Below are 13,003 nucleotides of genomic sequence, written 5' to 3'. Positions count from 1 at the left end.
AGTTTATGGTTGTTGTCTTGTTGCTGCAAGAACTATTTCTCTAATGCAGACATTTTGAGGTTGGCTATATGCATATACTATGGCATTAGCAATATCATCAGGGCTTAGCACTTCGCCCATATTTTTCTTCCAATCATTGTAACCATCTTTAATTTTTTTTGAAGTTGTGTGTCCTAGTAGCTCAGTTTCAGCAGCACCTGGTGCGATAGTTATGACACGTACATTTTTGTCAGCCACTTCTTCACGCACATTTTCACTGATAGCATGCACAGCAAATTTAGTACCGCAGTATGCTGCGTGATTTGGAAAAGTTTTACGACCTGCGACTGAGCTTATGTTGATGATAGTACCACAATTGTGCTTAATCATGTCATCCAAGACAATATGCATACCATTTAGTAAACCTTGGACATTTACATCTAGCATTTGCTTGAATTCTCTAGGGTCTTGAGTGCATATATCACCTAAAAGCATTATACCTGCATTATTAATAAGACAATCTACTACACCATATCTGTCCTCAGCTTTATAAATAGCTTTTTTAAAGGATTTAAAATCTGTCACATCTACTTTTTCACAAAGTGTGTGAGGCAGATTTAGTTCTTTTAATTTTTCCACTCTACGCGCTAGAAGTAGAAGTGGGTGACCCAAAGCACTTAGTTTGATAGCTGTAGCCTTACCAAACCCAGAACTTGCACCTGTTATTACAATAAGTTTTTTCATTTTGAAGCTTATAAAATAAAATTTAGTATTGATTACATAATACACATATATTTCATAAAACAAAGCAACCTTATATTTTTGACCTTAAATAGAATTTAATTCTTGAAATAATTGTATGCTATCTTCATCGGGATATCATTAACAGAAGATGGTATTTGAGTGTAAAACTATCTTGATAAAAGGTGAACTTCCAAAGCTGAAAAAAAGTATTAAACTATATTAAAATTATAGTTGCTGTAGAAAGTATGGAAAATAGTTGAAATTATGATATGTTGAATATATCACCTTGATTTGCTATGACAAATATATGGAAACTTTGGAATTGTTATCTTGGCAAGATGTTAAGAATGATGTCATGGCATATAATGCAGCTTTTGCAGATGTAATAAATAAACTAGATCCTCCTAAGGATTTTAAGTTAGTTCGTGCTAGATATAAGTATGGTGATGAAATTTTTAAAAAGGGAATTTTACACCTTCGTTATAAAGGCAAACTTATACCATTTTCATCACGAGAAATACCATCAGAATATACTAAAGAGCTATCATATGCTCTGACACCTCTAGGAATGTCATTAAACAAAAACTTAGAAATGTTTATTACACATGATGACAGTGTTGTACCTATTTCTGTCTTTAAAGCTGGTCAGTTATTTGGAGTGTGGAATATCTTGTCTAATAACGATAGTTTGCATTATCAATACCGTAATTCAAGAACAATAACAGCAGGTAATAAATCTAATTATATTCTACCAAAAATTTCTGATACAAGAAGTTTCAATCGTCTTAAAAAAGAATTTAAATTAAATCTTGCAAAGCCTAGTGAGTCACATTGTCAATTAGAGCTTTTTAAGGCAATGGATAGGACGCAACCTAAAAATGAATGGTATGCAGAGGTTATATTTTTCTCGAAAGATTGGTTCGATGAATGTAATGAATTAAAAACTCAAGAATTAAAATTACATATTTATGAGTTGGGTTGGCAAGAAATGAGTTTTCTAAGAGAAAAAGTCGCTTTTAATTTTAATTTATCGAATATCTTAACAACTAGTAATCTTAAGCCTAATCCATATGTTACAGATATAGTGCATCATTTATATGCAATTAGACGAGGGTTTTATCCAGGATTTGCTGTTGCTACAGAAGATTCAGCACCAATTAATTTTTTGGAGCAAGCTTTTGTGGATGTTTATAAAATCACCTCAACACCAGTTTTTTTAAGTGCTAGGCACTTAGCTAAAGAAACTGAACATGATCATTTATACTATCTATTTAATTTCCCAACTTTAATGGAGTTTTCGCCTAAGTCGAGGTTGGCTAGTAAGGTTACAGATATTCTTGAGCTTCAATATATTTTGGAAAAAACGATATCTTATGTGTTATCTTTAGAGCCTGGTAATAGCTTTGAGTCTATTGAAGAGTGGTTACTTTCGACAGAACACAAGTTTTATCATACTCATCAAATTGAAAATAATGAAAGTCTAAGTTATACAGACCAGCTTATGAAAGATGATCCTGAAATGCTAAAATATTATAAAAAGTACCCAAGATTACCATTTTGCTCAAATGCTACTTTGTTAAGAGGTTGTGCTAAGATTACAGCAATCTGAATTTAGACAAATGCTATAAAGAAATCGTAGTTTTTATTTCCTTCATGAGCTGAAAAGACAGCACTTTTATCAACTAATATAAAATCCCATTCAGCATTTTTATTAATTTCAAAGACAGAATCATAGTCGTTTAGCGATATCGCTAAGTTACTGTGTAATCCAGAATTAATTTCTTCAAGTTTCAGCCCTGATAAAGAAAGAGTAACTATATTCGTGTATCTGCTTAGACTTGTGATTCTAAGTTTTTTCTTATTGGTGAAGCGACTCTTGATTTCAACATCGGGTCTTTGTTTGACAACAATATAGTGTTTATTTGCCACAAAGAATTCTTCAGGCAAATTATCACACACATATTTTTGTCCTTGAAGTTTGAACTGGACGAAATTCTTAATGTTTTTATTTTCGCACAAATTAAATAATCTAGTTACTAAGGTGTCAAGGGTACTAAATGCTTTATAAGTGTCATATGTGATGATTGATTCAGGAGTATATTGCTCATCATCCGATGTATTGCTAATAATTAAACTATAAATATCATGGATAGTAGAGTAAAGATCATATGGTTTAACCATGCTTTTATTTGCTTCAGCAAACAACACTTCTCTTTTTAATTTAAGTATTAGGAAGCTTAAGTAGGTTGATGCGTATGGTCTTGATGTTGAGAATATAAATTTATTAAAGATTTTTAGGGTTGAAATAGCTCTATTAAGTTTAACAAAAATATCATCCATAAGGTAATGATCCATGCTAAGAATAGGAAAGCTGTAATCTAAAGGCTCTAAGGTGGTATTGTTTTGTCGAAACCTAGCGATTGGAATGCTATATTGAGCTGTATAATCATATTCATTTGATAGAGATAATATTTCTGATACTATTTTGGTACTATCTTTTTCAATTATTTTTTCGTGTACATTTATATAAAGGTCAGTTAAGGCAGCCAGCTCATCAGTAGTAACTTGATAAGATAGAGGGTAAGAGTTATCGAAGTTAATGAATTTTTTATTATCAATATAAATACAAAGCTTCTTTATCTGTATTAGACCAGAATTTAAAGCTATAGTATCTATAGTGAAGTTGAAAATTCCTTTAGGAAGGTTGAGAGGAAGATAGTTTGCTAGATTGGCATTATCTATTAACAATCTGTCAGATTTAGATAAAATATCACAGTCCAACTTTAAACCATTTTCCCAACTTATTTTTTGAGTTGTCATATATTAAGGTCCTGCTATACTGCTATATAACCTATTTTTGCAGTACCTTTATCAGTACTTGCTGCACTACATACATTTAAATCACCCTTTTCAGTAGTAAGGCCTTGGAATTCTATAAGGTGATATTTCATGCCATTTTTTGCAACACCCATAAGTTCAGTAGCCATAATCTTATAATCAAAGACATTAGGGTTTATAGGGAAAAACTTAAAATCTGATAAGTCTGCTATAATTCCCCACTTTTCATCACTTTTAAACTCTTGTTTTTTATTAGCACTACCAAACTCAATTTCTATATCAGTAGTGCCAGAGTTTTTAACTTGGGATAATTTTTCTTCAAGTTCAGATTTAGTAGCTGAATCCATTAAAACCCCTAAAAGTAAACTTACAGTAGGGTTTATAGATCCTGGAACTATATTCGCTTCTATGACACAAGCTGCCCCTGTTGCTTTATCGCTAGCTGTTACACTCTCACCACCGTCAATAGCTACAAGATTTTTATCTAAACTTTTTCCTGCTATCTTAAGCGAGTCAATAAAAACTCTAGGATCAGAGTGTGAATTGATGCAGCTAGTAGCATCTGTTCTAATATGTAAGCTTTTACCTGAGGTTATATTTTGTCTACTTAACATTGGTTCTGACATGGTTATTTCTCCTTTTTAGTGATTATTCTGCTTTACCAAACAATGCCGGCTCTAGTCTGGTATCAATAGTCATTGATGTATCCATACCTTCGAACTGAATATGTGGTATAACATTGATCTTACATGAAAACCAGCCTGGTTTTCCTGCAAGAGGTTTGACCTTGATATCAACATTTCTAAATGGATATCTTGCCATTTCTAGAGGTGTTGGTTGGTGGACAGTTGTAACATATTCTGAAATCCAGTCAGAGAGTATGCCATGAATCTGTTCTGTACCTATAACACTACCAATTTTATCTCTAATTACACATTTGATGAAATGAGAGATTCTTGATATACACATAGTATAAGAAAGGTTTGCAATTAAGCGCGAATTAGCTGAGTCAAAATCATCTACGAAGTCATCTACTCTTTTAGTAGAGTTAACGCTAAAGAAACACGCATTACTAGTACCTTTTTCTCCTACGAAAGGGATCAAGCCTATATTTGCTAAAGATAGTTCCATATAGTCAGCAAATAGTACGTTTAACGGAGGTTTTGTTTCTAGCACCCCTTTACTATCGTATACACAAGAAACTAGATTGCTAACATGACCACCACTCTCTACGCCACGAATATATTGAAACCATCTAGTTTTATCATATGAACGCATCATGTTTTTCACTAGTTGAATAGAGGCAGGTCCCCATAGATAGCTATCATTACTTTGATAATCAACCATTTCATTGAAACCTTTCATCAGCTTGTGTTGAATAGGATTGTTATCAGAATTATACGGTTGGCGCAACATGAAGTCACCAACTGTCAGACCTATATAAGCGGCTTCATCTAACTGTCTGAAATCATTCCAGTTTTTATATTTTGGATGCTCCAAAAGAGTTTCAAAACTCTTAATTTGATTTATTTCAGAGAAATCCTCTATTCCAAAGAAGCTTTTATCCATTGAAGCTATAAATGGAGCGTGAGAATTTTTAGCCACCATCCCCATCCCAGTAAGCCATGAAATATCATCTTCATTATTTTCAAAGTCGTATAACCCTAAGATTGCACCATAAGGTTCACCACCAAATTGATCAAATTCTGAAATATATACTTTTTTGAAGAATTCACTGTTTGAAATATCATAAAGGTTACGCTCAAAGTCATAGTGTAATTCATCTTTTTTAACATCTAGTAAACAGACTTCAACATCATCGTGTTCAGTTTTACACAGTTCTTGAACTTTTAACCATTCTTGTTCAAGATCTCTAAATTCTTTATTACTGATAATTGTATTTACCTGAAGCTCTATAAGTTTATCGATCATTGATATAACTTTTTGAACATATTTCTGACTATAGCTGCTGACTTCATTGTTGTTAGCTAGTATCAAAGATAAAGCCATTAAATTTCTAGCATTATAATCTTCTGTTATATCTAAAACTTTAGTTGAATCACTAGATACATTAAAATCTATATTTTTTATAACTTCTGCAATATTACCTGCTGAATCAAAGTTATTTAATAACTGATCTGAAAGTGTTTGTACTTCTGACATTAGTTTTTCTCCTCTGTAGCTGAATCATCATTTTCAATAGAATAATTTGCTAGATTAGGAATTTTCTTTTTAAGAATATCTAATTCATCCTTATCGGAAAATACACTATCAATAGTCTTTTTTAAATTGCGATTATTATCTATGTCTTTAGCAAATGAAGATAAAATTTCTTTAAGTTGCAGAAGAGCTTTAATTTCTGGAACTTTTTGTGCAACAGCATCTGGCTTGAAATCTTTTACAGCTTCAAGTTTATAACTGACATTAATATTGTTCGATTGTTTAGATACAAAATTAGGAACTTCAAAGTTTAAGGAAATATCCATATCTCTCATGGCTCTATCTACACCGTTATCAACTTTTCTGATTTCTCTATCAGCAAGCTCTTGCTCAGCATCTTTAGATTTACCTTTTGAAAAATCGCCAGCCACTAATACTTTGTATGGCAATTCTTTTTTCTTAAGTATTCCGTCAACTGTAGTTTCGTAGTTAATCATCAACCTTGATTTTGGAATGGTTTTTCTAGCCATTTAAGTGCTCCTTAGAGTAAGTTAGTTAATTTCGAACTTATTTTCAAGTAGTTAATCTACAGTAGATTTTTGGTAAAATAAAACGTTATAAATAGATGTAAATTCACATCGTAAAATCATAGATTGAATTACGCATTATCTTGGTTGACTATCTATAAAAAGCTAATCTAGTTGATATACTAATAATACTCTAAACTTCTTCGCGGGCTTGAAGATTTATGCCAAAGATAGAAATGTCTTCGAATAAAGCTTTCTTAGCAAACATGCAGAAAATAAAAAGCTACAAGGCTTCAAAGAGCCTTGCTGCATATAGCTTAGAGCGGTTGTTTTTAAAGCAAAATGACTATCTTGTCCAGTGTGGCAAAGATCTGCAAGTAAGCGACCTGTATGAGTATAAAGCGCTTGCTAAAGACTGTTTTGAAAGAGGCGAATTGACATACTTTATTTTCAAAGAGGTGAAGAGACATTTTAGGGTGGCACTCCTTAAAAACTCAATAGGGACACTCAATATAGAGTTAAGCAATAAAGATTTAAGTTTAGGTGTGGTAGAAGCTGCGATTAAGCTACTTAAGAAGGCGGCTAAAAAAGGAGATTTTCTATACTTTAACGAGGAAGAGCTAGCAGGGGTATCAAGCATCGTAAATAGATTATATAATGCTGTGAGCAGAAGTGATGCTTTGAGTCAGATTAAACTTCCTATTGCCATAAAAGAACTAGTCTCAAAACATCTTGCTAAATGTATCGCACATAATGATTTTTTGGCATCTCAAGATATTGAGATAAGTATTAAGCCTTTGAAAGAAACATTCTCAAAGAGAGATTTAGATTTTAGTGCTAAATATAATAAAAAGGTTTTTGATGGTAAGGCATTGAAACTTACTAACAATCATATTAAAGAGCTTTTCGTCGATGAGAAAATGTATGGCCTAGATGGTAGAGTGGTTTTCGAATTAGCTTATCCTGAAGGGCATAAAGATTTTGAATACTTATATGATAGAAAGCAACCGTTACTTTTAGAAATAAAGGTCAGTGACAAATTTAATTTTCTTAAAAAAGGTTCGAAAAGTGAAAATCATAGTAGAGAAGCTTGTTTTATAGCTATAGCAAATATAGAGGCCGGAAGTCATATTAAAAGCAAGGTGGCAACAAATATTTTTTCTACAGAAGTGAAGTGTGAGGATGTTAGATCCATCGAACTTAAATTTAGTGATCCATTGAAAGCTTTATGGTCTCTCCACTCACCAACTTATGTCGACTTTAAAAAAAGCATCGATGATTTATTAACAGACAATTTTTATTTTGATTCACTTTTTAAGCTTGATACATCAAATTGCCAAAGTATTACAGAGCGATTACCTCAGGTTTTTGTGTCATGCGTAGGTAGAAATTTCTACGATTTTTTTATTGAGCAAATGGTTGATAATCAGTGTGTTATTAAGTATTCCTCAATGGGAGATACTCCTACCTACTATGTTGCAGATAGTATAGACAGTGCTTTTAAAAAACCTTTTGAGAATTCGCAAGATGGTGTTGAGAAGGAGTTTAAACGATATGATATCAGCTCTATTCTAACTCATGAGCTTGTTCAAAATAGTTGTGATAGCTACGTCAAACGAACACAACTTATCCCAGATATCAGTTTCAAGAGTAGTAAAAAAATAGATATAAAGGATTCTTCTGGGACTACAGAATTCGAAAAATTAGCCCAAACGATAGTTTACCCTGTTAATTATCTGGAAATTGATCCAGTTAAGCAGAATCAGGCTTTTACTAAACAATTTTGTCTGAACTTTGAAACTATGGTAGGTGTGCCGTTTGTTAATGCTGAGATTGATTTTACTGAATTAAAAGCTGATGATTATCTTGCTGATAGTACTGTTAAGTCAATCTACCTAACAAAAAGGAAGCTAGAGTTAACTAGGAGTACGTACTGCAGTATGTATACTCGCTACGGCATATCACACTTATACTATAAAAGTGACTCTGACCAAGATCGGTATGAAAAAATTGCTTACACCAAAAAACTTGCTCTTACGCATGCTAATAAGTGGTCATATACTTACGGTGACTATAGTGTGCTGAGCCCTGATTATCCACAATATACTCCTGTAAAAGAGTTCGATATGATAGGAAAAGTTATTATAGCTAAAAGTGTAGATGAGGATTCTAAGAAGGCATATAAATTCTTTAAGAGCTATAAGATGGAGGAGAGTGAGTTTTCTAGTGTTCAAAAAGATGAAGAGGCTGGCACATATGATGTCCTTAACAGTAAAGGGGCTATATTTTATGCTGTTGAGCTAGCTCCAGAAATGTTAGCTGAAGACAGCTCTGAAGATCCTATCGTTTATATTCCTGTTAGGATAAATATTAATTCCAACGTGAATGAGTTCATGCCTCTCAGGAATGATGATCTAATTCGATTGAGAGTTACGGGATTAATTAAATGTTTTGGTGATGAACTAATTTCTAATAGTGCAATTTCAACAGAAAAAGCTCAGAAGAAGTTATTGCAGAGACACTTGTTGGGAGCTAAGGAAAACTGTGAAGTTGCTTATACTCAAGAAGAGAAAGATGAAATTTATTCAATAGTTCAGCAGAATAAAGCTAATGATAACTCCATATTTATACATAACAACAAAGGTATTTTTTTAACCTACAAGGCAAAGGAAAACTAAAAAAATGAAAAATTATTTATTAGAGATAATTCTTATTAGTATAGGTTGTATTTTTCTCCTATCATTTTTTATTTATATGATTGTCAAAAGGCTTAGGCTAACAGCAGATAAGAAGCTAATGATTGCAAAATATAAGCAGGTTAAAAAAGTAGTACGTAAATACAAGTTAAAATCACAAGCATGCACTTTGCATGTCGTTGACAATCTATTGTCTGGTAATGCTCAACTTGATCGTCTCAAGAAAGATCGTGAAATGGTAGAGCTTACAAACAACATTATTATTGCTGCATCTAGCAATGGATTGTTGCTTATAGTTGATAAGGTTGAAATAAAAAACATACAGATGCTTAAATCAACATTGGGATTGAAGTTTGAATTTTTGAATGTCCATTTTGATATATCTGAGCATTCACAAGCAGACTCTAGTTTCATTGAAGATATCTATACATCACTACCATCAAAAGATACTAAGGATTTAGTTGTAAATTTTTATGTAAATGAGGGTGTTGCTATAGAAGAATTTAATGAAATTGTGGGGGCCCAAAATATTTTCAAGCTGTCTAAAGAAGTTAATTTAGATGTTATTTATGATAATGTGATGACATTAAAAATTATCAACAGTGATCTATCAGCACAGCAAAGCTACAGATGCATTAGAAACTTGAATAAGATTAGTTTATTAATACAGCAAATAATAGTAAACAATAGTGATAAAACGGGCGATATTTATGTGTATTCATTATTAAATGATGAGCATAGTTTTTATTCTCGAGATGCTGGTTCAAAATATTATGGACTTATGTCTCCAAGAAACATTATTGTAAATTTGTTAGCTTTTTCATTATCTACTTTGTTTATTGTAAATATTGTCTCAGAATTCAAATTAAAGAGAGATATTACTTTAGCTCATTATAAGAAGGTTTTAGATTTAGATAGTCTAAATCAAGCAATGAAACAGCAGAAAAATAGAGTTAATGAGAATATTTTATTAAGCAGTATTTATCCTGAAACAATAAAGTATCACATCATATACACTGAGTATGCTGATTTAATTGCTAAAAACATATTGTTACCTTCGTTTACTGCGGCTCATAAAATGCATGAGTTATTTAGTACTACTGTGTACCTTATTTACTTTGTATATATGGATAACAATGAAATAAATAGCGATACCCAAAAGGTTATGAGCGTATTAGCGGGAATGACAGGACTATCTAGCGAACAGTTAACCTATATAATTGATTACGCAAGCCCTGAAGTAAAGCAAGGTATTATGGAGGTTGCTAACAATGTTGCTAAGAGATTGTACGAGTCAAAAGATAGCAAGTTAAATTATGAACAAGAATTTGGTCATATTTTATCATTGGAAGGTTTTAACAAAAGATATTTTGAGATTTCAGATGATAAAAGAGCTGGTGTAGTAAACAGTATTTACAGAGTATATTTAAATAAATGTTTAATAGATTCTGTTTTGCCTAAGGTTTTAAATCACTATGTTGTCTCAGGTTCTATTGATAATGTACTTAACTTGTACAGAGAAGAGTTTGAAAAAAGCTCTGGAAATATCTGTGGATCCCCAGCAATGAAAGCTATTACAGATGATATAGCTGTTGCGATTAACTATACTGAAAAAAATAGAGATCGAGCAACTAACTTCAAGCAAGTGCTTACAAGAATTACTGAGGGTCTGGATAAACTAAAGTCTAATGATGAGCCATTTAAAAGTCACACGGAGCAAGAGGTTTCAGATAACGTAACTAAAATACTTATCCAGCATATAGTCAATAATATAATTAACAACTCATATAAGAGTAAAGAGCTGCCGCTGGTTTCGCCAGTAAATGATGGTTTAATGATGACATTCCAGCCTAATTTCTATGATAAGAAGTTGGTTATATCGCCACAATACTCAGAAGAATATATTAGAGATAATATAGATCCGCTTGAGCAAAAGTATCAAGGATTATCTAGAAAATTGAATACCGAATATGGCGTTAATTTGAGCTTTTTAGATGTTTTGTATAGTAATGCAATATCAAACTATACTGATAAGTATATTGCTAGCTATCAAAATTTAATTAAGCAGTTAAATGTGCAGCCAGACTTTTTAAGAAAAATATCAAATGAGGACACGTTTACATTCTATTTGATATCAATGAGCGCTGATAATTCACAATTTAATAGTTTGATCAATTTCTATAAGGACAACATTACATTTAAAGATAGTGATGATTTTGCAAAAATTAAAAACCATTTTGCTATAGAGTCAAAGTTTTTGAACTCTAAAGGCTATTCTCAATATCATCAGATATTTGCAAAATTAAATGATTTAATTAAAGAGGAAGGTTATGTTGACACATATCAAGAAATTAAATCTGGCTATAAGCCTTTAAAGGATGTCTATAAAAAGATCGCTGTGTTAAATACTAATACTGATAATGATTTATATGTACTTCTTAAAAAGCATCTGGATAATGCCCAACTTGCAATTCAGACAATAGCTATAAATAGAGTGATGGGTGATTTGGATAGTGGAGTTGAGTCAGAGTACTCCTATATCAATAACTACTTACCAATGAACCTAAATTACTCAAAAGTATTACCTAACGATAGACTAATTAGTGATATTGGTAATACTGGCAAGATATTTACTGTTTTCAATAGTAGGCTAAAGCCATTGCTTGAGTACGATACTGTTGATGATAAGTGGGATAATAGTAGCTTCACATCTTCACAAGAAAAAAGCTATATCGCACAGTTTAATAAAGTTTATAGTCTCAATAAATTATTGTGGGATAAAGATAATAAGCCTAAGCCTATAACTTTTAATATAACGCCGCTTAAGAGTGAGGGTGAGGATTATAAATTTGCAAGTATTTTCTTCGATACTAAGAGTTATGTTAATTCTTTGAATATCAATTATATAAACCCTGTCAAGATTTCTTACAACTGGTCTGCTAAGGGCCCAGTGTCTATAATCGTTGCACTTAAAAATGGAGATACAGCGGAAAGAAGTTATTCAGGAGCTTGGTCAATTCTAAAGGCTCTAAGAGATGCTGAATGTGTAAATGATGTTTGTACTTGGACTTTATCTTATAAGGATAAAAAGTATAAGGTTAAATTTAAGGTTGAGTCTACACTTTTAGATGCGATTAAAAAATAAGAAGAGGAAATTAGTTGATGATGAAAATATATAAGCGTTTTATTTTAATATTTGTAGTAATGTGTTTGGCATCATGTTCAACAAACACTTTGAGTATTGAGAATTCTCTTCCCAATTCAAAGCTGGTATTAGAGAAAAATCCTAACCAAAAAGAATTTTATTCTTCTACATATGAAAGTGTCAGTCAGAATATATATGACGATAATCTTAAAATATATGTGTTAAGTGACGGTAAAAATAAGTTTACTCTTGATAAAAACTCCGACAAATATGCTGTTTACTTTATTTTGCCAGAATTAGCTAGTGAAGGTAAAGCTCAGACATGGAAGTATTTATTAAACTCAAGTTCTGGTGGAGAGTTTTCTATATCAGATAATGGATTAATTCAAAGAGATTAGAGCGAGGTTATTGAGTATGTCAAAAGCAGATCATTTTGTAAATCTTGAAGATAAAGGTTTATACATAGATGTAAAAAATGACGAAGATGGCTGCGATACTAAGATGGAATCTACAGGTGTAATAACAACTACAGCTACAGACACGATTCAGTCAGAAGCAGATAAGCAGATACTCGCAAATGTTAAAGAGTCTAAAACCTCAATAAAGGAAGATGAGATATTGTTAGCAACTAAAGAAGCTAGCATCATGCTTAATAATGACAAAATTGTACTTAAAATAGGTAATTCTAGTATTGTTATGGATAGCAGTAGTATCTCTATTGAGTCTGGTACTATAAATGTTAAAAGCAGTGCTAATACAAATATTCAAGCAACTCAAAATGTAGGCGTGGAAGGTCTTAATGCAAATATAAAAGCCAAAGTGGCTATGAATGCCGAGGGTGTTAATGTAAATATTAAAGGTAGTGCTATAGCAAGTATTAAAGGTAGCGCTACAACTATGGTGGGATGATAGTT

General features: G+C 32.0%; 10 protein-coding genes. 5 read left to right on the top strand and 5 right to left on the bottom strand.

The window, feature by feature from the left end; all coding sequences use genetic code 11:
* Positions 1–3: 3 nt before the first annotated feature.
* Entirely contained in the window at positions 4–723 is a 720-nt protein-coding gene (locus FLM55_RS05475) for an SDR family oxidoreductase (RefSeq protein WP_178948377.1), read from the bottom strand.
* A 307-nt stretch (positions 724–1,030) separates the two neighbouring features.
* On the opposite strand from FLM55_RS05475, the gene FLM55_RS05470 reads away from it, so the two are divergent.
* Positions 1,031–2,332 carry a hypothetical protein gene (locus FLM55_RS05470; protein WP_178948376.1) on the top strand — a complete coding sequence of 434 codons (1,302 nt, stop codon included), beginning with the start codon at positions 1,031–1,033 and terminating at the stop codon, positions 2,330–2,332.
* Between the two features lie 2 nt (positions 2,333–2,334).
* On the opposite strand, the gene tssK is transcribed toward FLM55_RS05470, so the two are convergent.
* The 4 genes from tssK to tssB are packed head-to-tail and all read right to left on the bottom strand — an operon-like array spanning position 2,335 to position 6,251.
* Positions 2,335–3,543 (bottom strand): type VI secretion system baseplate subunit TssK, encoded by a 1,209-nt coding sequence (gene tssK, locus FLM55_RS05465; protein ID WP_178948375.1) that lies wholly within the window; start codon positions 3,541–3,543, stop codon positions 2,335–2,337.
* Positions 3,544–3,557: 14 nt separating this feature from the next.
* Positions 3,558–4,187 (bottom strand): type VI secretion system tube protein IglC, encoded by a 630-nt coding sequence (gene iglC / locus FLM55_RS05460; protein WP_178948374.1) that lies wholly within the window; start codon positions 4,185–4,187, stop codon positions 3,558–3,560.
* 22 nt (positions 4,188–4,209) lie between these two features.
* Positions 4,210–5,724 carry a type VI secretion system contractile sheath large subunit gene (gene tssC, locus FLM55_RS05455; RefSeq protein ID WP_178948373.1) on the bottom strand — a complete coding sequence of 505 codons (1,515 nt, stop codon included), beginning with the start codon at positions 5,722–5,724 and terminating at the stop codon, positions 4,210–4,212.
* Complete coding sequence (gene tssB / locus FLM55_RS05450; RefSeq protein WP_178948372.1) at positions 5,724–6,251, bottom strand: type VI secretion system contractile sheath small subunit; 528 nt, start codon at positions 6,249–6,251, stop codon at positions 5,724–5,726. The genes tssC and tssB overlap by 1 nt, the downstream gene beginning before the upstream one ends.
* Before the next feature lie 233 nt (positions 6,252–6,484).
* Between tssB and FLM55_RS05445 the strand changes: the two genes are divergently transcribed.
* Genes FLM55_RS05445 through tssI form a run of 4 tightly spaced genes read left to right on the top strand, consistent with a single transcriptional unit; the run spans position 6,485 to position 12,998 of the window.
* On the top strand, positions 6,485–8,926 hold the full coding sequence (locus FLM55_RS05445) for a hypothetical protein (RefSeq protein WP_178948371.1): 2,442 nt from the start codon (positions 6,485–6,487) through the stop codon (positions 8,924–8,926).
* Positions 8,927–8,930: 4 nt separating this feature from the next.
* Positions 8,931–12,089 (top strand): hypothetical protein, encoded by a 3,159-nt coding sequence (locus FLM55_RS05440; RefSeq protein ID WP_178948370.1) that lies wholly within the window; start codon positions 8,931–8,933, stop codon positions 12,087–12,089.
* 17 nt (positions 12,090–12,106) lie between these two features.
* The gene (gene iglE / locus FLM55_RS05435; protein ID WP_178948369.1) at positions 12,107–12,487 is read left to right on the top strand and encodes a type VI secretion system lipoprotein IglE; all 381 of its coding nucleotides are present in this window, start codon (positions 12,107–12,109) and stop codon (positions 12,485–12,487) included.
* A 16-nt stretch (positions 12,488–12,503) separates the two neighbouring features.
* Positions 12,504–12,998, top strand: coding sequence for a type VI secretion system tip protein TssI/VgrG (gene tssI / locus FLM55_RS05430; protein ID WP_178948368.1), 495 nt, complete (start codon positions 12,504–12,506; stop codon positions 12,996–12,998).
* Positions 12,999–13,003 lie beyond the last annotated feature (5 nt).

The organism is Francisella sp. Scap27 (assembly GCF_013394105.1).
Lineage (GTDB): Bacteria > Pseudomonadota > Gammaproteobacteria > Francisellales > Francisellaceae > Francisella > Francisella adeliensis.
The sequence above is the reverse complement of the archived record's forward strand: the minus strand, read 5'-3'. Positions and strand labels throughout refer to the sequence as shown.

Bases quoted from the DNA above. Each gene is read 5' to 3' on its own strand.
- FLM55_RS05475 (WP_178948377.1), bottom strand. From the start codon at position 723: ATGAAAAAACTTATTGTAATAACAGGTGCAAGTTCTGGGTTTGGTAAG.
- FLM55_RS05470 (WP_178948376.1), top strand. From the start codon at position 1,031: ATGGAAACTTTGGAATTGTTATCTTGGCAAGATGTTAAGAATGATGTC.
- tssK (WP_178948375.1), bottom strand. From the start codon at position 3,543: ATGACAACTCAAAAAATAAGTTGGGAAAATGGTTTAAAGTTGGACTGT.
- iglC (WP_178948374.1), bottom strand. From the start codon at position 4,187: ATGTCAGAACCAATGTTAAGTAGACAAAATATAACCTCAGGTAAAAGC.
- tssC (WP_178948373.1), bottom strand. From the start codon at position 5,724: ATGTCAGAAGTACAAACACTTTCAGATCAGTTATTAAATAACTTTGAT.
- tssB (WP_178948372.1), bottom strand. From the start codon at position 6,251: ATGGCTAGAAAAACCATTCCAAAATCAAGGTTGATGATTAACTACGAA.
- FLM55_RS05445 (WP_178948371.1), top strand. From the start codon at position 6,485: ATGTCTTCGAATAAAGCTTTCTTAGCAAACATGCAGAAAATAAAAAGC.
- FLM55_RS05440 (WP_178948370.1), top strand. From the start codon at position 8,931: ATGAAAAATTATTTATTAGAGATAATTCTTATTAGTATAGGTTGTATT.
- iglE (WP_178948369.1), top strand. From the start codon at position 12,107: ATGATGAAAATATATAAGCGTTTTATTTTAATATTTGTAGTAATGTGT.
- tssI (WP_178948368.1), top strand. From the start codon at position 12,504: ATGTCAAAAGCAGATCATTTTGTAAATCTTGAAGATAAAGGTTTATAC.